This window comes from Pseudomonas sp. V98_8, assembly GCF_029967975.1.
Taxonomy (GTDB): Bacteria; Pseudomonadota; Gammaproteobacteria; order Pseudomonadales; family Pseudomonadaceae; genus Aquipseudomonas; species Aquipseudomonas umsongensis.
The window spans coordinates 1-19,957 of sequence record NZ_JASCAE010000048.1; the positions used below are offsets into that span (position 1 = coordinate 1).

Annotated in this window: 16 protein-coding genes and 4 tRNA genes; all 20 read left to right on the top strand. The window is 55.9% G+C overall.

The features are described from left to right. The first annotated feature begins 167 nt into the window (after nucleotides 1–167). The 20 genes from birA (at nucleotide 168) to rpsJ (ending at nucleotide 19,897) form a co-directional block, all read left to right on the top strand. Nucleotides 168–1,127, top strand: a complete 960-nt coding sequence (birA, locus tag QLG10_RS15625; RefSeq protein ID WP_110755011.1) for a bifunctional biotin--[acetyl-CoA-carboxylase] ligase/biotin operon repressor BirA — start codon at nucleotides 168–170, stop codon at nucleotides 1,125–1,127. Beyond that, nucleotides 1,117–1,866, top strand: a complete 750-nt coding sequence (locus QLG10_RS15630; protein ID WP_110755010.1) for a pantothenate kinase — start codon at nucleotides 1,117–1,119, stop codon at nucleotides 1,864–1,866. The genes birA and QLG10_RS15630 overlap by 11 nt, the downstream gene beginning before the upstream one ends. 7 nt (nucleotides 1,867–1,873) lie before the next feature. Further along, complete coding sequence (locus QLG10_RS15635) at nucleotides 1,874–2,314, top strand: hypothetical protein (protein WP_110755009.1); 441 nt, start codon at nucleotides 1,874–1,876, stop codon at nucleotides 2,312–2,314. 143 nt (nucleotides 2,315–2,457) lie between these two features. Then, nucleotides 2,458–2,542 (top strand) — tRNA-Tyr (locus QLG10_RS15640). Between the two features lie 24 nt (nucleotides 2,543–2,566). Next, nucleotides 2,567–2,640, top strand: a tRNA-Gly gene (locus tag QLG10_RS15645). Nucleotides 2,641–2,666: 26 nt separating this feature from the next. Beyond that, a tRNA-Thr gene (locus QLG10_RS15650) sits at nucleotides 2,667–2,742 on the top strand. Nucleotides 2,743–2,915: 173 nt separating this feature from the next. Next, nucleotides 2,916–2,991 (top strand) — tRNA-Trp (locus QLG10_RS15655). A gap of 45 nt (nucleotides 2,992–3,036) precedes the next feature. Then, on the top strand, nucleotides 3,037–3,405 hold the full coding sequence (gene secE, locus QLG10_RS15660; RefSeq protein WP_192345266.1) for a preprotein translocase subunit SecE: 369 nt from the start codon (nucleotides 3,037–3,039) through the stop codon (nucleotides 3,403–3,405). A gap of 9 nt (nucleotides 3,406–3,414) precedes the next feature. Then, complete coding sequence (nusG, locus tag QLG10_RS15665; RefSeq protein WP_007933727.1) at nucleotides 3,415–3,948, top strand: transcription termination/antitermination protein NusG; 534 nt, start codon at nucleotides 3,415–3,417, stop codon at nucleotides 3,946–3,948. A gap of 117 nt (nucleotides 3,949–4,065) precedes the next feature. Next, on the top strand, nucleotides 4,066–4,497 hold the full coding sequence (gene rplK / locus QLG10_RS15670) for a 50S ribosomal protein L11 (RefSeq protein ID WP_007933726.1): 432 nt from the start codon (nucleotides 4,066–4,068) through the stop codon (nucleotides 4,495–4,497). Next, the gene (gene rplA, locus QLG10_RS15675; RefSeq protein ID WP_003186095.1) at nucleotides 4,497–5,192 is read left to right on the top strand and encodes a 50S ribosomal protein L1; all 696 of its coding nucleotides are present in this window, start codon (nucleotides 4,497–4,499) and stop codon (nucleotides 5,190–5,192) included. Before rplK ends, rplA begins: the two co-directional genes overlap by 1 nt. Before the next feature lie 198 nt (nucleotides 5,193–5,390). After that, a complete protein-coding gene (rplJ, locus tag QLG10_RS15680; protein ID WP_110755008.1) occupies nucleotides 5,391–5,891 on the top strand; it encodes a 50S ribosomal protein L10 in 501 nt (166 codons plus the stop codon). Between the two features lie 75 nt (nucleotides 5,892–5,966). After that, on the top strand, nucleotides 5,967–6,332 hold the full coding sequence (gene rplL / locus QLG10_RS15685; protein WP_034148078.1) for a 50S ribosomal protein L7/L12: 366 nt from the start codon (nucleotides 5,967–5,969) through the stop codon (nucleotides 6,330–6,332). Between the two features lie 220 nt (nucleotides 6,333–6,552). Further along, the gene (gene rpoB / locus QLG10_RS15690) at nucleotides 6,553–10,626 is read left to right on the top strand and encodes a DNA-directed RNA polymerase subunit beta (protein WP_008018199.1); all 4,074 of its coding nucleotides are present in this window, start codon (nucleotides 6,553–6,555) and stop codon (nucleotides 10,624–10,626) included. A 64-nt stretch (nucleotides 10,627–10,690) separates the two neighbouring features. Next, the gene (gene rpoC / locus QLG10_RS15695; RefSeq protein WP_008065703.1) at nucleotides 10,691–14,890 is read left to right on the top strand and encodes a DNA-directed RNA polymerase subunit beta'; all 4,200 of its coding nucleotides are present in this window, start codon (nucleotides 10,691–10,693) and stop codon (nucleotides 14,888–14,890) included. Between the two features lie 215 nt (nucleotides 14,891–15,105). Next, the gene (gene rpsL, locus QLG10_RS15700; RefSeq protein WP_003186084.1) at nucleotides 15,106–15,477 is read left to right on the top strand and encodes a 30S ribosomal protein S12; all 372 of its coding nucleotides are present in this window, start codon (nucleotides 15,106–15,108) and stop codon (nucleotides 15,475–15,477) included. 119 nt (nucleotides 15,478–15,596) lie between these two features. After that, complete coding sequence (rpsG, locus tag QLG10_RS15705) at nucleotides 15,597–16,067, top strand: 30S ribosomal protein S7 (protein WP_002555493.1); 471 nt, start codon at nucleotides 15,597–15,599, stop codon at nucleotides 16,065–16,067. A gap of 30 nt (nucleotides 16,068–16,097) precedes the next feature. Beyond that, complete coding sequence (fusA, locus tag QLG10_RS15710) at nucleotides 16,098–18,203, top strand: elongation factor G (protein WP_046815908.1); 2,106 nt, start codon at nucleotides 16,098–16,100, stop codon at nucleotides 18,201–18,203. A 30-nt stretch (nucleotides 18,204–18,233) separates the two neighbouring features. Then, nucleotides 18,234–19,427, top strand: coding sequence for an elongation factor Tu (gene tuf, locus QLG10_RS15715; protein ID WP_008065716.1), 1,194 nt, complete (start codon nucleotides 18,234–18,236; stop codon nucleotides 19,425–19,427). 158 nt (nucleotides 19,428–19,585) lie between these two features. After that, complete coding sequence (rpsJ, locus tag QLG10_RS15720) at nucleotides 19,586–19,897, top strand: 30S ribosomal protein S10 (RefSeq protein WP_003186070.1); 312 nt, start codon at nucleotides 19,586–19,588, stop codon at nucleotides 19,895–19,897. The last annotated feature ends 60 nt before the right edge of the window (nucleotides 19,898–19,957 follow it).

Consider the following 19,957-nt stretch of genomic DNA (forward strand, 5'->3'; position numbering starts at 1 on the left):
TCCCCATGTGAGAGTAGGTCATCGTCAAGATTAAATTCCAAAACCCCTATCTGCGCATGCAGGTAGGGGTTTTGTTTTTGTCCGCTGGAAAATCTGTCTGTTCGGGTTTCTATGCAACGGCTCGGGGCGTGGCTATCATGCGGGCCTCATTGTGAGGCGAGACTTGCATGCTGACGTTGTTAAAGCTTCTTAAGGATGGCCGATTCCATTCGGGTCAGGCATTGGGCGCTGCCTTGGGCATCAGTCGCAGTGCTGTGTGGAAGCAGCTTCAGCATCTTGAGGCTGAGCTGGGGTTGTCCATACACAAGGTTCGGGGGCGCGGCTATCAATTGGCCGCACCGTTGACGTTGCTTGATCCTGCGGAGATAGGGCGACTGTCTCCCACGTCTAATTGGCCGGTCCTGGTCTTCGACTCTATTGACTCCACCAATGCTGAAGCCCTGCGCGCCATCGAGCGACACCAGGCTGCGCCTTTTCTGGTGCTTGCCGAGCGGCAAACTGCCGGGCGCGGGCGGCGAGGGCGCAAGTGGGTCAGTCCATTCGCGGAGAATGTCTATTACAGCCTGGTGTTGCGGGTTGAGGGCGGTATGCGCCAGCTGGAGGGCTTGAGCCTTGTAGTGGGGCTCGCCGTCATGCAGGCCTTGCGTGAGCTTGGGGTTCCCGGGGTGGGGTTGAAATGGCCCAATGATGTCCTGGTAGGGCAGAAGAAAATTGCCGGAATACTGCTTGAGCTGGTCGGGGATCCTGCCGACGTCTGTCACGTGGTGCTGGGTGTCGGAATTAATGTAAACATGCAGATGACCGACGAAGTCGACCAGCAATGGACGTCCATGCGCCTGGAGTCGGGCAAGGCGTTTGATCGCAATCGCCTGGTCGCGGCGCTGGGTGAAATGCTTCACAAATACTTGGCTCGCCACCAGGCCGATGGATTTTCGGCGATCCAGGCTGAGTGGGAGCAGCATCACCTGTGGCAGGGGCGTGCGGTGTCGTTGATCGCGGGTGCAAACCAAATAGATGGCGAAGTGCTGGGTATCGATAGTCAGGGTGCGCTGCGCTTGAAGGTGGGTGGTGTGGAGAAAGTCTTCAGTGGCGGTGAGCTGAGCCTGAGGTTGCGTCATGATTCTTGAGCTCGACTGCGGAAATAGTTTCATCAAGTGGCGTGTGCTCAAGGCGGACGCCCGTCAGGTGGTGGGGGAGGGAGTAGTCGATTCCGACCTGGCATTGCTCGAGGGTGTGAAGGGGGTTGAGGGCCTTGCGTTGAAGTTCTGTCGGCTGGTGAGTGTCAGGACTGCCGAAGAGACCGGGGAATTGATCGCCCGGCTGAAGGCTGCCTTCCATATTTCGGTGGTCTGTGCCGCTCCAGTCGAGGAAATGGCCGGTGTTCGTAATGGCTATGAAGAATTTGAGCGGCTCGGTCTTGATCGCTGGTTGGCGCTGCTCGGAGGGTTTCATCTGGCTTCTGGCGCGTGCCTGGTGCTTGATTTCGGTACTGCGGTGACCGCGGACTTCGTTGCCGGGGATGGTGAGCATCTGGGTGGGTTCATATGCCCTGGGATGCCGTTGATGCGAAACCAACTGCGCACCCATACCCGCAAGATTCGTTACGGAGATCTTGCGGCTGAGCGCGCTTTGGAACGTCTTGTTCCGGGGCGCACAACGGTCGAAGCGGTTGAGCGTGGGTGCCTGTTGATGCTTCGCGGATTTGTGCTGACGCAGCTGGAGATGGCGCGGGGTTATTGGGGGGAGAACTTTACGGTGTTCCTCACCGGTGGTGATGCGTCGTTGGTGTCCGAGATAGTGCCTGAGGCCCGGGTGGTCCCCGATCTGGTGTTCGTTGGCTTGGCGATGGCATGCCCTTTGTCTTGAGGTCTTTATGCGTTGGTTGTTTCTGCTGCTGCTCGTTCTCAATGTGTTTTATTACATCTGGCATCAACAGGAGGCGCCTCTGCGTGCCAAGGACGTAACGCCTTTGAGTCTGTATCGCGGCTCTCAGCAGGACATTCGTCTCTTGAGCGAGGCGACGGATACGGCCAAGGATAAAGGGAAGGTGGCGCAGGCAGAGGCTGAATGCCTTTATCTGGGTGGATTTGTAAGTCAGGACGTCGAGAAGGGGCTCGAGCGCAGGTTGACGGGCATGGGCGTGAAATATCAATCGCTGCCTGCTAGTCCGGCTGAACCCCCGGCGTACTGGGTTCGAGTGGCTCCTGAAAGCAAGCGTTGGCTGGATGACTTGCAGCTGATAAACCTTTCTAGAGAATTCAATGAGTTAAAACATAAAATAATGCCTTGTGGGGGGGTTGCACCCACCGAATAGTTTGCATAGAATGGCGCCCGCTCCACAGCGAAGACCTAAAGCGGTCAACGAAGTGAAGCGAGGTCAACGCAGATAAGCTCAGGATTTTAATGAGAAAAATGCTTGACAGAAGGCTGGCATGATGTAGAATGCCGGCTCGCTTAGGAGGGGTTCCCGAGCGGCCAAAGGGATCAGACTGTAAATCTGACGTCTACGACTTCGAAGGTTCGAATCCTTCCCCCTCCACCATTTTTAGCGAGAGCTGCAAGCCTCGCGGGTATAGTTTAGTGGTAGAACCTCAGCCTTCCAAGCTGATGATGCGGGTTCGATTCCCGCTACCCGCTCCAAGTTTGCAGGTTTTGCACAGTGTTACGCTCTTGTAGCTCAGTTGGTAGAGCACACCCTTGGTAAGGGTGAGGTCAGCGGTTCAAATCCGCTCAAGAGCTCCATACAAAAGGCAGATATGCAAATATCTGCCTTTGTTTTAGGCGGCTAAGGCTGCGCCCCGTTGTGGCTCTGAGGGTTCTTTCTCTTGTGAGTAGGGGTGTTTCGGTCGGGTCGCCTAGCAAGTGGTTGTAAAGTCTTTTTCAGGTCTGCATAATGGTCGGCCTGATTTTGTTTTAGGTCAGTAGCTCAATTGGCAGAGCGACGGTCTCCAAAACCGTAGGTTGGGGGTTCGATTCCCTCCTGACCTGCCAGATTCACTCGGTGTGTCTGGCTTTCTTTTCACAGGATCTTCATAGATGACTCCTAAAGCTGAAGCTCAAGGCTCTCGTTTCGACCTCCTCAAGTGGCTTGTAGTAGTCGCTTTGGTGGTTGTTGGCGTTGTTGGCAATCAGTATTACTCTGCTTCGCCGATCCTGTACCGCGTACTCGCTTTGCTTGTTATTGCTGTCGTAGCTGCCTTTGTAGGCCTGCAGACAGTCAAGGGCAAGTCTTTCTTTGTACTGGTTAAGGAAGCGCGCACCGAAATTCGTAAAGTCGTATGGCCAACTCGCCAAGAAACCACGCAGACCACGTTGATCGTTGTGGCTGTTGTCCTGGTTATGGCGTTGCTGTTGTGGGGGCTCGATTCCCTGCTCGGCTGGCTTGTTTCCTTGATTGTCGGCTAAGGGTGTCCCGTGGCTAAGCGTTGGTACGTTGTGCATGCTTACTCCGGTTACGAGAAGCATGTAATGCGCTCGCTGATCGAGCGCGTAAAGCTGGCTGGCATGGAAGATGGCTTCGGCGAAATTCTGGTTCCCACTGAAGAAGTGGTTGAAATGCGTAATGGCCAGAAGCGCAAAAGCGAGCGCAAGTTCTTCCCTGGTTATGTGCTGGTCCAGATGGATATGAACGAGGGTACTTGGCACTTGGTCAAGGATACTCCTCGTGTGATGGGCTTTATCGGCGGTACTGCTGATAAGCCGGCACCGATTACCGATAAAGAGGCAGAAGCGATTCTGCGTCGCGTCGCCGACGGTAGCGACAAGCCTAAGCCGAAGACGTTGTTCGAGCCGGGCGAGTCGGTACGTGTCAACGACGGTCCGTTTGCCGATTTCACCGGCACGGTCGAAGAGGTCAACTACGAAAAGAGCCGGATCCAGGTCGCGGTGCTCATTTTCGGACGCTCTACCCCGGTAGAGTTGGAGTTCAGTCAGGTCGAAAAGGTCTAGCTGAGCAAGCATCCCAACCCCGCAGCCTTAGGCTGTGGGGTTTTGTCGTCACTGGGATAAACGCGCAAGTAACCGGGGAGCCTTTCGAGGCGTTTGAACCCGTAATTGGAGTGCCTCATGGCCAAGAAGATTACCGCTTACATCAAGCTGCAAGTGAAGGCCGCTCAGGCTAACCCAAGCCCACCTGTTGGTCCTGCTCTGGGTCAGCACGGCGTGAACATCATGGAATTCTGCAAGGCTTTCAACGCCCGTACTCAGGGTCTTGAGCCAGGTCTGCCGACTCCAGTGATCATCACTGTCTACAGCGACCGTAGCTTCACGTTCGAAACCAAATCCACCCCTGCTTCGGTTCTGCTGAAGAAGGCGGCCGGTCTGACCAGCGGTTCCGCTCGTCCGAACACCGTTAAGGTTGGCACTGTAACCCGTGCTCAGCTGGAAGAAATCGCGAAAACCAAAAACGCGGATCTGACTGCAGCTGATATGGAAGCAGCCGTGCGTACTATCGCCGGTTCTGCTCGTAGCATGGGCCTTAACGTGGAGGGTGTGTAATGGCTAAGCTGACCAAGCGTCAAAAGGCTATCGCCGGCAAAATCGAAGCAGGCAAGGCCTACAACTTTGTAGACGCCGCTGCTCTGCTGGCTGAGCTGTCGACTGTCAAGTTCAGCGAGTCGTTCGACGTTGCTGTAAACCTGGGCGTTGACCCACGTAAATCCGACCAGGTCGTTCGTAGCGCTACTGTGCTGCCGCACGGCACTGGCAAGACCGTTCGCGTTGCCGTGTTCACCCAGGGTCCTGCTGCTGAAGCCGCTCTGGCTGCCGGCGCTGACCGTGTAGGCATGGACGACCTGGCTGCCGAAATGAAAGGCGGCGACCTGAACTACGACGTAGTGATCGCATCCCCGGATGCCATGCGCGTTGTAGGTCAGCTGGGTCAGATCCTCGGTCCACGTGGCCTGATGCCTAACCCTAAAGTTGGCACCGTAACCCCAGACGTAGCTACCGCGGTTAAAAACGCCAAGGCTGGTCAGGTTCGTTATCGCACCGACAAAAACGGCATCATCCACACTTCCGTTGGCAAGATCGGCTTCGACGCCGTCAAGCTGAAGGAAAACGTTGAAGCCCTGATCGCTGACCTGAAGCGTATCAAGCCAGCTTCCTCGAAAGGCATCTACGTCAAGCGCGTTACCCTGAGCACCACTATGGGCCCAGGTCTGGTCATCGACCAAAGCTCGCTCGACGCGTAAGACACAGATTGGCGCAAGTGATTGCGCCAATTGAAAAATTGGGGTCCCTGCCTGGCGGGGGCTATCCAAGACCGTAGGCGACGCAAGTCTTAAACCACAAGCCTACGCAGATGGTGCTCCCGGTTCCTTACCGAATCAGACACCAAAACGACATTCGGTTTCGATCGAATGAAACGGTAACAAGCAGGAGTTAAACCCGTGGCAATTAAACTCGAAGACAAGAAGGCCATCGTCGCTGAAGTCAACGAGGCTGCCAAAGTCGCTCTGTCCGCTGTCGTGGCTGATGCCCGTGGCGTAACAGTAGGCGCGATGACCGGACTCCGTAAAGAGGCTCGTGAAGCTGGCGTTTACGTACGTGTCGTACGTAACACCCTGCTCAAGCGCGCCGTTGCTGACACTGAATTCAGTGTTCTCAACGACACGTTCACTGGCCCTACCCTGATTGCCTTCTCCAAGGAACATCCAGGCGCTGCTGCCCGGATCTTCAAAGAGTTCGCAAAGGGTCAGGACAAGTTCGAGATCAAGGCAGCTGCGTTCGAGGGCAAGTTCCTCGCAGCTAACCAAATCGACGTACTGGCAACTCTGCCGACCCGTGACGAAGCAATTTCTCAGCTGATGAGCGTGATTCAAGGCGCTACCAGCAAATTGGCTCGTACCCTGGCGGCAATTCGCGACCAGAAAGAAGCTGCTGCAGCCTAAGGCTCGTCAACTTCTCGCGTTTTTTGTTTTTTTCGATGGTCGCGTAGGCCGTCCCCAATATCAGGAATTAGATTCATGTCTATCTCTCAGAACGATATCCTTGAAGCAGTTGGCAACATGTCCGTAATGGAAGTTGTTGAGCTGATCAAAGCTTTCGAAGAAAAATTCGGCGTTACCGCTGCTGCTGCATCGGCAGGTCCTGCCGCTGCTGCCGCCGTTGTTGAAGAGCAAACTGAATTCAACGTCATGCTGACCGAAGCTGGCGAGAAGAAAGTTAACGTGATCAAGGCAGTACGTGAACTGACCGGTCTGGGCCTGAAAGAAGCCAAGGCTGTAGTTGACGGCGCTCCTGCCATGGTTCTGGAAGCTGTTGCCAAAGACGCAGCTGACAAAGCCAAAGCAACTCTGGAAGAAGCAGGCGCTAAAGTCGAGCTGAAGTAAGCTCCGACCTTGCGTCTCCAGCCCGAGCGTTAAGCGACAGGCTGATGGCTGGTGGCTCTTGCCACCGGCCTTTTTCCGTTATTGGCAGCCGACTGGGTCGGTGCCGGTAACGAGCTGTAACCACCCGATGCGGTGGCGCAAACCATGGGGTTTGCACGATTTTCTGGTCGCTCCCGTCGGGAGGGGCCAAACAAGCAGGTGACCAAGCTGGGGAACGCTGATGGCTTACTCATATACTGAGAAAAAACGTATCCGCAAGGACTTTAGCAAGTTGCCGGACGTCATGGATGTGCCTTACCTCCTGGCCATCCAGCTGGATTCGTATCGTGAATTCTTGCAAGCGGGAGCGACTAAAGATCAGTTCCGCGACGTGGGCCTGCATGCGGCCTTCAAATCCGTTTTCCCGATCATCAGCTACTCCGGCAATGCTGCGCTGGAGTACGTCGGTTATCGCTTGGGCGAACCGGCATTTGATGTCAAAGAATGCGTATTGCGCGGTGTAACTTACGCCGTACCTTTGCGGGTAAAAGTGCGCCTGATCATTTTCGACAAAGAATCGTCGAACAAAGCGATCAAGGACATCAAAGAGCAAGAAGTCTACATGGGTGAAATCCCCCTGATGACTGAGAACGGTACCTTCGTAATCAACGGTACCGAGCGTGTAATCGTTTCCCAGTTGCACCGTTCCCCTGGCGTGTTCTTCGACCACGACCGTGGCAAGACGCACAGCTCCGGTAAACTGCTGTACTCCGCGCGCATCATTCCTTACCGCGGTTCGTGGCTGGACTTCGAGTTCGACCCGAAAGACTGCGTATTCGTGCGTATCGACCGTCGTCGCAAGCTGCCTGCATCGGTACTGCTGCGCGCGCTGGGCTATACCACTGAAGAAGTGCTGGACGCGTTCTACACCACCAACGTATTCCACGTGAAGGGCGAGACCCTGAGCCTGGAACTGGTGCCTCAGCGCCTGCGCGGTGAAATCGCTGTCCTCGATATCCAGGACGACAAAGGCAAGGTTATTGTCGAGCAGGGTCGTCGTATTACCGCTCGCCACATCAACCAGCTGGAAAAAGCCGGGATCAAAGAGCTGGATGTGCCGCTGGACTACGTCCTGGGTCGCACAACCGCCAAGGTCATCGTGCACCCGGCCACCGGCGAAATCCTGGCAGAGTGCAACACCGAGCTGAACACCGAGATCCTGGCGAAAATCGCCAAGGCCGGCGTTGTTCGCATCGAAACTCTGTACACCAACGATATCGACTGCGGTCCGTTCGTCTCCGACACACTGAAGATCGACTCCACCAGCAACCAACTGGAAGCGCTGGTCGAGATCTATCGCATGATGCGTCCTGGCGAGCCGCCAACCAAAGACGCTGCAGAGACCCTGTTCAACAACCTGTTCTTCAGCCCTGAGCGCTATGACCTGTCTGCGGTCGGCCGGATGAAGTTCAACCGTCGTATCGGTCGTACCGAGATCGAAGGTTCGGGCGTGCTGTGCAAGGAAGACATCGTCGCGGTACTGAAGACCCTGGTCGACATCCGTAACGGTAAAGGCATCGTCGATGACATCGACCACCTGGGTAACCGTCGTGTTCGCTGCGTAGGCGAAATGGCCGAGAACCAGTTCCGCGTTGGCCTGGTACGTGTTGAGCGTGCGGTCAAAGAGCGCCTGTCGATGGCTGAAAGCGAAGGCCTGATGCCGCAAGACCTGATCAACGCCAAGCCAGTGGCTGCAGCGGTGAAAGAGTTCTTCGGTTCCAGCCAGCTGTCCCAGTTCATGGACCAGAACAACCCGCTGTCCGAGATCACCCACAAGCGTCGTGTCTCTGCACTCGGCCCTGGTGGTCTGACGCGTGAGCGTGCCGGCTTTGAAGTTCGTGACGTACACCCGACGCACTACGGTCGTGTTTGCCCGATCGAAACGCCGGAAGGTCCGAACATCGGTCTGATCAACTCCCTGGCGGCCTATGCGCGCACCAACCAGTACGGCTTCCTCGAGAGCCCGTACCGCGTGGTGAAAGACGCCCTGGTCACCGACGAGATCGTGTTCCTGTCCGCCATCGAAGAAGCTGATCACGTGATCGCCCAGGCTTCGGCCACGATGAACGACAAGAAAGTCCTGATCGACGAGCTGGTAGCTGTTCGTCACTTGAACGAATTCACCGTCAAGGCGCCGGAAGACGTCACCTTGATGGACGTATCGCCGAAACAGGTAGTTTCGGTTGCAGCGTCGCTGATTCCGTTCCTCGAGCACGACGACGCCAACCGTGCGTTGATGGGTTCGAACATGCAGCGTCAAGCTGTACCAACCCTGCGTGCTGACAAGCCGCTGGTAGGTACCGGCATGGAGCGTAACGTAGCCCGTGACTCCGGCGTTTGCGTCGTGGCTCGTCGTGGCGGCGTGATCGACTCCGTCGACGCCAGCCGTATCGTGGTTCGTGTTGCCGATGACGAAGTTGAAACCGGTGAAGCCGGTGTCGACATCTACAACCTGACCAAGTACACCCGCTCCAACCAGAACACCTGCATCAACCAGCGTCCGCTGGTGCGTAAGGGTGATCGGGTTCAGCGTAGCGACATCATGGCCGACGGTCCGTCCACCGACATGGGTGAACTGGCACTGGGTCAGAACATGCGCATCGCCTTCATGGCATGGAATGGCTTCAACTTCGAAGACTCCATCTGCCTGTCGGAACGCGTTGTTCAAGAAGACCGTTTCACCACGATCCACATTCAGGAACTGACCTGTGTGGCCCGTGACACCAAGCTTGGCCCAGAGGAAATCACTGCGGACATCCCGAACGTGGGTGAAGCCGCACTGAACAAGCTGGACGAAGCCGGTATCGTTTACGTAGGTGCTGAAGTTGGCGCAGGCGACATCCTGGTGGGTAAGGTCACTCCGAAAGGCGAGACCCAACTGACTCCGGAAGAAAAACTGCTGCGTGCGATCTTCGGTGAAAAAGCCAGCGACGTTAAAGACACCTCCCTGCGTGTACCTACCGGTACCAAAGGTACTGTCATCGACGTACAGGTCTTCACCCGCGACGGCGTTGAGCGTGATGCGCGTGCCCTGTCGATCGAGAAGTCCCAGCTGGACGAGATCCGCAAGGACCTCAACGAAGAGTTCCGTATCGTTGAAGGTGCTACTTTCGAACGTCTGCGCTCCGCTCTGGTCGGCCACAAAGCCGAAGGCGGCGCCGGTCTGAAGAAAGGCCAGGACATCACCGACGAAGTGCTCGACGGTCTTGAGCACGGCCAGTGGTTCAAACTGCGCATGGCTGAAGATGCTCTGAACGAGCAGCTCGAAAAGGCTCAGGCCTACATCGTTGATCGTCGCCGTCTGCTGGACGACAAGTTCGAAGACAAGAAGCGCAAACTGCAGCAGGGCGATGACCTGGCGCCAGGCGTGCTGAAAATCGTCAAGGTTTACCTGGCAATCCGTCGTCGCATCCAGCCGGGCGACAAGATGGCCGGTCGTCACGGTAACAAGGGTGTGGTCTCCGTGATCATGCCGGTTGAAGACATGCCGCACGATGCCAATGGCACCCCGGTCGACGTTGTCCTCAACCCGTTGGGCGTACCTTCGCGTATGAACGTTGGTCAGATCCTTGAAACCCACCTGGGCCTCGCGGCCAAAGGTCTGGGCGAGAAGATCAACCGCATGGTTGAAGAGCAGCGCAAAGTTGCCGAGCTGCGTAAGTTCCTGCACGAGATCTACAACGAGATCGGCGGTCGTCAGGAAAGCCTCGATGACTTCTCGGACCAGGAAATCCTGGACCTGGCTCAAAACCTGCGTGGCGGCGTTCCAATGGCCACTCCAGTGTTCGACGGCGCCAAGGAAAGCGAAATCAAGGCCATGCTGAAACTGGCAGACCTGCCAGAAAGCGGCCAGATGCAGCTGACCGACGGCCGTACCGGCAACAAGTTCGAGCGCCCGGTTACCGTTGGCTACATGTACATGCTGAAGCTGAACCACTTGGTAGACGACAAGATGCACGCGCGTTCTACCGGTTCGTACAGCCTGGTTACCCAGCAGCCGCTGGGTGGTAAGGCGCAGTTCGGTGGTCAGCGTTTCGGGGAGATGGAGGTCTGGGCACTGGAAGCATACGGTGCCGCTTACACTCTGCAAGAAATGCTCACAGTGAAGTCGGACGATGTGAACGGCCGTACCAAGATGTACAAGAACATCGTGGATGGCGATCACCGTATGGAGCCGGGCATGCCCGAGTCCTTCAACGTGTTGATCAAGGAAATTCGTTCCCTCGGCATCGATATCGATCTGGAAACCGAATAACACGTGACGCGAATCGAGAGCGGGGCAGCACTGCCCGCTCTCTGCTCCGCCAGGAGGAAAGGCCTTGAAAGACCTACTGAATTTGCTGAAAAACCAGGGTCAAGTCGAAGAGTTCGACGCCATCCGTATCGGATTGGCGTCGCCTGAGATGATCCGTTCGTGGTCGTTCGGCGAAGTTAAAAAGCCGGAAACCATTAACTACCGTACGTTCAAACCTGAGCGTGACGGCCTGTTCTGCGCCAAGATCTTTGGCCCGGTAAAGGATTACGAGTGCCTGTGCGGTAAGTACAAGCGCTTGAAGCACCGTGGTGTGATCTGCGAGAAGTGCGGCGTTGAAGTCGCGCTGGCTAAAGTTCGTCGTGAGCGCATGGCGCACATCGAACTGGCCTCGCCGGTTGCCCACATCTGGTTCCTGAAATCGCTGCCGTCCCGTATCGGTTTGCTGATGGACATGACCCTGCGTGATATCGAACGCGTTCTCTACTTCGAGAGCTATGTCGTTATCGATCCAGGCATGACCACCCTTGAAAAAGGCCAGCTGCTGAACGATGAGCAGTACTTCGAAGCGCTGGAAGAGTTCGGCGACGATTTCGATGCCCGCATGGGTGCCGAAGCTGTCCGCGAACTGCTGCACGCTATCGACCTGGAGCACGAGATTGGCCGTCTGCGTGAAGAAATTCCGCAAACCAACTCCGAAACCAAGATCAAGAAGCTGTCCAAGCGTCTGAAGTTGATGGAGGCCTTCCAGGGTTCCGGCAACCTTCCAGAATGGATGGTGCTGACCGTTCTGCCGGTTCTGCCGCCAGATCTGCGTCCACTGGTCCCGCTGGATGGCGGTCGCTTCGCGACTTCCGACCTCAACGATCTGTATCGTCGAGTGATCAACCGTAACAACCGCTTGAAGCGCCTGCTGGACCTGTCCGCTCCGGACATCATCGTGCGCAACGAAAAGCGTATGTTGCAGGAAGCCGTCGACGCACTGCTCGACAACGGTCGTCGTGGCCGCGCTATCACCGGTTCCAACAAGCGTCCTCTGAAATCCCTGGCTGACATGATCAAGGGTAAGCAAGGTCGTTTCCGTCAGAACTTGCTCGGTAAGCGTGTTGACTACTCCGGCCGTTCGGTAATTACCGTAGGTCCGACCCTGCGTCTGCACCAGTGCGGTCTGCCGAAGAAGATGGCTCTCGAGCTGTTCAAGCCGTTCATTTTCGGCAAGCTGGAAATGCGTGGTCTCGCTACCACCATCAAAGCCGCCAAGAAGATGGTCGAGCGCGAATTGCCAGAAGTTTGGGACGTTCTCGCTGAAGTGATTCGCGAACACCCGGTTCTTCTCAACCGTGCACCGACCCTTCACCGTCTGGGTATCCAGGCGTTTGAACCGGTACTGATCGAAGGTAAGGCTATCCAGCTGCACCCTCTGGTCTGCGCCGCGTACAACGCCGACTTCGACGGCGACCAAATGGCCGTGCACGTACCGCTGACACTGGAAGCCCAGTTGGAAGCGCGTGCGTTGATGATGTCGACCAACAACATTCTGTCGCCAGCCAACGGTGAGCCAATCATCGTTCCGTCGCAGGACGTTGTATTGGGTCTGTACTACATGACGCGTGAAGCGATCAACGCCAAGGGCGAAGGTCGCGTGTTCGCGGATCTGCAGGAAGTTGACCGTGTGTTCCGTGCCGGCGAAGCCGCACTGCACGCCAAGGTCAAAGTGCGGATCAACGAAACCGTCAACGACCGTGATGGCGGCAGCGTGACCAACACCCGTATCGTCGACACCACTGTCGGCCGTGCGCTGTTGTTCCAGGTTGTGCCAAAAGGGCTGTCGTACGACGTCGTCAACCTGCCGATGAAGAAAAAGGCGATCTCCAAGCTGATCAACCAGTGCTACCGCGTGGTTGGTCTGAAAGAGACCGTGATCTTCGCTGACCAGTTGATGTACACCGGTTTTGCCTATTCGACCATTTCCGGCGTTTCCATCGGTGTTAACGACTTCGTTATCCCGGATGAGAAAGCCCGCATCATCGGTGCAGCCACCGACGAAGTGAAAGAGATCGAAAGTCAGTACGCCTCCGGCCTGGTAACCCAGGGCGAGAAGTACAACAAAGTGATCGACCTTTGGTCCAAGGCGAACGACGAAGTTTCCAAGGCGATGATGGCCAACCTCTCGAAAGAGAAAGTCATCGACCGTCATGGCGTCGAAGTCGACCAAGAGTCTTTCAACTCGATGTACATGATGGCCGACTCGGGTGCGCGGGGTTCCGCAGCACAGATTCGTCAGCTGGCCGGTATGCGTGGTTTGATGGCCAAGCCGGACGGTTCCATCATTGAAACGCCGATTACCGCGAACTTCCGTGAAGGTTTGAGCGTACTCCAGTACTTCATCTCCACTCACGGTGCTCGTAAAGGTCTGGCGGATACCGCGTTGAAAACGGCGAACTCGGGTTACCTGACTCGTCGTCTGGTAGACGTGGCGCAAGACCTGGTTGTAACCGAGATCGATTGCGGCACCGAACACGGCCTGCTGATGACTCCGCACATTGAAGGCGGTGACGTTGTAGAGCCGTTGGGTGAGCGCGTATTGGGTCGTGTTATCGCCCGTGACGTATTCAAGCCAGGTACCGAGGACGTCATCGTTCCTGCCGGCACCCTGGTCGACGAGAAGTGGGTCGAGTTCATCGAACTCAACAGCATCGATGAAGTGATCGTACGTTCGCCGATCAGCTGCGAAACCCGTTTCGGTATCTGCGCCAAGTGCTACGGTCGCGACCTGGCTCGTGGTCATCAGGTGAACATCGGTGAAGCGGTCGGCGTTATCGCTGCCCAGTCCATCGGTGAGCCGGGTACCCAGCTGACGATGCGTACGTTCCACATCGGTGGTGCGGCAAGCCGGACCTCCGCGGCCGACAGCGTTCAGGTGAAGAACGGCGGTACCGTCCGTCTGCACAACCTGAAACACGTTGAGCGAGTGGACGGTCACCTGGTTGCCGTGTCCCGTTCCGGTGAGCTGGCTATCGCTGATGACTTCGGTCGTGAGCGCGAGCGTTACAAGCTGCCGTACGGTGCGGTAATTTCGGTTAAGGAAGGTGACAAGGTCGACGCTGGGGCCATCGTGGCCAAGTGGGATCCGCACACTCACCCGATCGTTACCGAAATGAAAGGTACCGTGACCTACGTGGGCATGGAAGAAGGCATCACGATCAAGCGTCAGACTGACGAATTGACCGGTATGACCAACATTGAAGTACTCGACGCCAAAGACCGTCCAGCTGCCGGTAAAGATATCCGTCCTGCTGTGAAGATGGTTGATGACAACGGCAAGGATCTGTTGCTGCCAGGCACTGACGTTATCGCTCAGTACTTCCTGCCAGCCAACGCCCTGGTCGGTGTGGCGGACGGCGCGAAGATCGCGATCGGTGATGTTATCGCTCGTATTCCGCAAGAAACTTCGAAGACCCGTGACATCACCGGTGGTCTGCCGCGTGTTGCCGACTTGTTCGAAGCTCGTCGTCCGAAAGAGGCCTCGATTCTGGCTGAAGTCAGCGGCACCATCGCGTTCGGTAAAGAAACCAAGGGCAAGCGCCGTCTGGTTATTACCCCGAACGACGGTAGCGATCCGTACGAAGAGCTGATTCCGAAGTGGCGTCACCTGAACGTGTTCGAAGGCGAACAGGTAAACCGCGGCGAAGTTATCTCCGACGGCCCAAGCGATCCACACGACATCCTGCGTCTGCTGGGTGTGAGTGCGCTGGCCAAGTACATCGTCAACGAGATCCAGGACGTTTACCGTCTGCAAGGCGTGAAGATCAACGACAAGCACATCGAGACCATCCTGCGTCAGATGCTGCGTAAAGTTGAGATCGCTGAATCTGGCGATTCCAGTTTCATCAAAGGCGACCAGATGGAATTGACTCACGTTCTGGTAGAGAACGAGCGTTTGAGCGGCGAAGACAAATTTGTCTCCAAGTTCACTCGCGTTCTGCTGGGTATCACCAAGGCGTCGTTGTCCACCGAATCGTTCATCTCGGCGGCTTCCTTCCAGGAAACCACCCGTGTACTGACCGAGGCGGCGGTTACCGGCAAGCGCGACTACCTGCGCGGCCTGAAAGAAAACGTGGTCGTGGGTCGTCTGATCCCGGCGGGTACCGGCCTGGCCTATCACAGCGAGCGTAAGCGCCGCCGTGATGCAGACAAGCCGTTGCGCGTAAGCGCCAGTGAAGTGGAAGCTGCACTGACCGAAGCGCTGAACTCGAGCGGTAACTGAGTTCTGCGGTAAATGAGCTGAGGCCCTGGTCACTCCGTTCATCGAATCGAGACAATTTGTCGAGATTTGATGGGCGGGGAGGTCGGGGCCTTGCCTTGACTGGGGACAAGATCCTCTTTAGACTCTTGTACCCCTAAATTTGGCGGGAATTCGTTCCTGCCATTTTGCTTTTCTTGCAAGACAATAGCGTCGCAAGACAACAGTGGAGCTAGTAGATGGCAACTATCAACCAGCTGGTACGTCAGCCGCGTAAGCGTATCGTCGAGAAATCCGACGTGCCTGCGCTGCAGAACTGCCCGCAACGCCGTGGCGTGTGCACCCGTGTGTACACCACCACGCCGAAAAAACCTAACTCGGCACTGCGTAAAGTATGCCGTGTGCGCCTGACCAACGGTTTCGAGGTTTCCTCGTACATCGGCGGTGAAGGCCACAACCTGCAAGAGCACAGCGTGGTACTGATCCGCGGCGGTCGTGTAAAAGACTTGCCAGGTGTTCGTTACCACACCGTTCGCGGTTCGTTGGATACTTCCGGCGTTAAAGGTCGTAACCAGGGTCGTTCGAAGTACGGTACCAAGCGTCCGAAGTAATGGTCGCTTGCTGCAAAAAACTGATTTCTATTTTTCTGAGTCGATAAGAGTAAGGTCGGAGGCGTCCCGTAACGGGCACCGATTCCGAGCGAACCTGAAGACCGTTTGAGGGCTTATCCATGCCAAGAAGACGCGTAGCAGCCAAGCGCGAAGTGCTTGACGATCCAAAATACGGAAGCCAAATCCTGGCCAAGTTCATGAACCACGTGATGGAAAGCGGCAAGAAAGCCGTTGCCGAGCGTATCGTTTATGGCGCGCTGGAAAAGGTTAAAGAACGCAAGAACAGCGACCCCCTGGAAATCTTCGAGAAAGCTCTCGACGCCATCGCTCCGCTGGTCGAAGTGAAGTCGCGCCGTGTAGGCGGTGCTACTTACCAGGTTCCGGTTGAAGTTCGTCCGTCCCGTCGTAACGCTCTGGCAATGCGCTGGTTGGTAGACTTCGCCCGTAAGCGCGGCGAGAAGTCTATGGCTCTGCGTTTGGCTGGCGAACTGTTGGACGCTGCCGAAGGTAAAGGTGCTGCAGTTAAGAAGCGTGAAGACGTGCACCGTATGGCTGAAGCTAACAAAGCTTTCTCGCACTACCGCTTCTAATTTTAGCGTCACTCATTTTGCGAGGGCTTTATGGCTCGTACTACACCGATTAATCGCTACCGTAACATTGGTATCGTTGCTCACGTGGATGCTGGTAAAACCACCACCACCGAGCGCGTCCTTTTTTACACTGGCAAAAGTCACAAGATGGGCGAGGTGCATGACGGCGCCGCGACCACAGACTGGATGGTTCAGGAGCAGGAGCGTGGTATTACCATTACTTCTGCTGCTATTACCGCCTTCTGGCAGGGTTCTGCGAAGCAGCACAAGGACCAATACCGCTTCAACGTCATCGATACCCCGGGCCACGTAGACTTCACCATTGAAGTTGAACGTTCCCTGCGTGTACTCGACGGCGCGGTCGTTGTGTTCTGCGGCACTTCCGGCGTTGAGCCTCAGTCCGAAACCGTATGGCGTCAAGCCAACAAATACGGTGTTCCACGTATCGTTTACGTGAACAAGATGGACCGTGCTGGCGCGAACTTCCTGCGCGTGATCGCTCAGATCAAGCAGCGTCTGGGTCACACCCCGGTGCCAATCCAGTTGGCTATCGGTTCCGAAGACAACTTCCAGGGTCAGATCGATCTGATGACCATGGAAGCGGTTTACTGGAACGATGCCGACAAGGGCATGACTCCACGTCGCGAAGCCATCCCTGCTGAACTGCAGGAACTGGCTGAAGAGTGGCGCAGCAACATGGTTGAGGCTGCGGCCGAAGCCAGCGAAGAGCTGATGAACAAGTACCTCGAAGGTGAAGAGCTTTCCATCGAGGAAATCAAGGCCGCTCTGCGTCAGCGTACTATCGCTGGTGAAATCGTCCTGGCTGTTTGCGGTTCTTCCTTCAAGAACAAGGGTGTTCCCCTGGTTCTCGACGCCGTTATCGACTACCTGCCGGCTCCAACCGACATTCCTGCCATCAAGGGTACTGACCCGGATGACGAGGAAAAGCAGATGGAGCGTCATGCAGACGACAACGAGCCGTTCTCGGCTCTGGCGTTCAAGATCGCTACCGACCCATTCGTGGGTACCTTGACCTTCGTCCGCGTTTACTCGGGCGTGTTGGCCTCCGGCGACGGCGTGATCAACTCGGTTAAAGGCAAGAAAGAGCGTGTGGGTCGTATGGTGCAAATGCACGCAAACGCCCGCGAAGAGATCAAGGAAGTACGCGCTGGTGACATCGCGGCCTTGATCGGCATGAAGGACGTCACCACTGGTGAAACCTTGTGCAACGCTGACAAGCCAATCATCCTGGTTCGCATGGACTTCCCGGAGCCGGTTATTTCGGTTGCCGTAGAGCCTAAGACCAAGGATGACCAGGAAAAAATGGGTATCGCTCTGGGCAAACTTGCTCAGGAAGACCCGTCTTTCCGCGTCAAAACTGATGAAGAGACTGGTCAGACGATCATCTCTGGCATGGGCGAGTTGCACCTGGACATCCTGGTTGACCGGATGCGCCGTGAGTTCAACGTCGAAGCCAACATCGGTAAGCCTCAGGTTTCCTATCGTGAGCGCATCACGAAGAGCTGTGAAATCGAAGGCAAGTTCGTTCGTCAGTCCGGTGGTCGTGGCCAGTTTGGTCATTGCTGGATCCGTTTTGCACCTGCTGACGAAGGTCAGGAAGGTCTGCAATTCCTGAACGAAGTAGTGGGTGGTGTGGTTCCTAAGGAATACATCCCGGCTATCCAGAAGGGTATCGAAGAGCAGATGAAGAACGGTGTTGTTGCCGGCTATCCGCTGATCGGCCTGAAGGCTACCGTGTTTGATGGTTCTTACCACGACGTCGACTCGAACGAGATGGCGTTTAAGGTGGCTGCTTCCATGGCGACCAAGCAACTGGCCCAGAAGGGCGGTGGTGAGTTGCTCGAGCCGATCATGGCGGTAGAGGTTGTTACGCCTGAAGACTATATGGGTGACGTGATGGGCGACCTGAACCGTCGTCGCGGCATGATTCTGGGTATGGAAGATACGGTTTCCGGTAAGGTTATCCGTGCTGAAGTTCCGTTGGGCGAGATGTTCGGTTATGCGACCGATGTTCGTTCGATGTCCCAGGGTCGCGCAAGCTACTCTATGGAATTCAAAAAATACAATACGGCTCCGTCGCACATCGTCGAAACCGTTACCAAAAAACAAGGCTGATTCAGTCCTTTAGGCAAGGAGTTAATTGTCGTGGCTAAAGAAAAATTTGATCGTTCCCTACCGCACGTAAACGTTGGCACCATCGGCCACGTTGACCACGGTAAAACCACTCTGACCGCTGCTCTGACTCGCGTCTGCTCCGAAGTTTTCGGTTCGGCCGTAGTTGAATTCGACAAGATCGACAGCGCACCAGAAGAAAAAGCTCGCGGTATTACCATTAACACCGCGCACGTCGAGTACAACTCGAACATTCGTCACTACGCTCACGTTGACTGCCCAGGTCACGCTGACTACGTGAAGAACATGATCACCGGTGCTGCCCAGATGGACGGCGCGATCCTGGTTTGCTCGGCCGCTGATGGTCCGATGCCACAAACCCGTGAGCACATCCTGTTGTCCCGTCAGGTAGGCGTTCCGTACATCGTGGTTTTCCTGAACAAGGCTGACCTGGTAGACGACGCTGAGCTGCTGGAACTGGTTGAGATGGAAGTTCGCGACCTGCTGTCCACCTACGACTTCCCAGGCGACGACACTCCGATCATCATCGGTTCTGCTCGTATGGCGCTGGAAGGCAAAGACGACAACGAAATGGGCACCACTGCCGTTCGTAAGCTGGTCGAAACTCTGGACACCTACATCCCAGAGCCAGAGCGTGCTATCGACAAGCCATTCCTGATGCCAATCGAAGACGTATTCTCGATCTCGGGTCGTGGTACTGTTGTGACTGGTCGTATCGAGCGCGGTATCGTTCGCGTTCAAGATGCACTGGAAATCGTTGGTCTGCGTGACACCACCACCACCACCTGCACCGGTGTTGAAATGTTCCGCAAGCTGCTCGACGAAGGTCGTGCTGGCGAGAACTGCGGCGTTCTGCTGCGTGGTACCAAGCGTGACGACGTTGAGCGTGGTCAGGTTCTGGTTAAGCCAGGTTCGGTTAAGCCGCACACCAAGTTCACCGCAGAAGTTTACGTTCTGAGCAAGGAAGAAGGCGGTCGTCACACTCCGTTCTTCAAAGGCTACCGTCCACAGTTCTACTTCCGTACTACTGACGTGACCGGTAACTGCGAGCTGCCAGAAGGCGTTGAAATGGTAATGCCAGGTGACAACATTCAGATGACTGTTACCCTGATCAAAACCATCGCAATGGAAGACGGTCTGCGCTTCGCTATCCGTGAAGGCGGCCGTACCGTTGGTGCTGGCGTTGTAGCTAAAATCATCGAGTAATCTCTTCACCGAGAAAGCTTTGATGTTTTGAAAAGGCCCCCGCTCAGCGGGGGCCTTTTTTATTGGGTTGACACCTATCTGGGGCGTCTATAGAATTGCGCCTCCTTTTAACAGGCGTATTGCGCCTGGTGGGAATAGCAGCCGGAGTCTGAAATCCAATGCAAAATCAGCAAATCCGTATCAGGTTGAAGGCTTTTGACCATCGCCTGATCGACCAATCCACCCAGGAAATCGTGGAAACCGCGAAACGTACTGGTGCTCAAGTGCGTGGTCCAATTCCACTGCCTACCCGTAAAGAGCGGTTCACCGTTCTGGTCTCCCCGCACGTCAACAAAGACGCGCGTGACCAGTACGAGATCCGTACTCATAAGCGCGTTCTGGACATCGTCCAGCCAACGGATAAAACCGTTGATGCACTTATGAAGCTTGATCTTGCGGCCGGTGTGGAAGTGCAGATCAGCCTCGGCTAAGACTCGGTCTTAGTCGTGTAACGCTCTGAAATGGGCGGCCATAGCGGGTGAAAGCCCCGT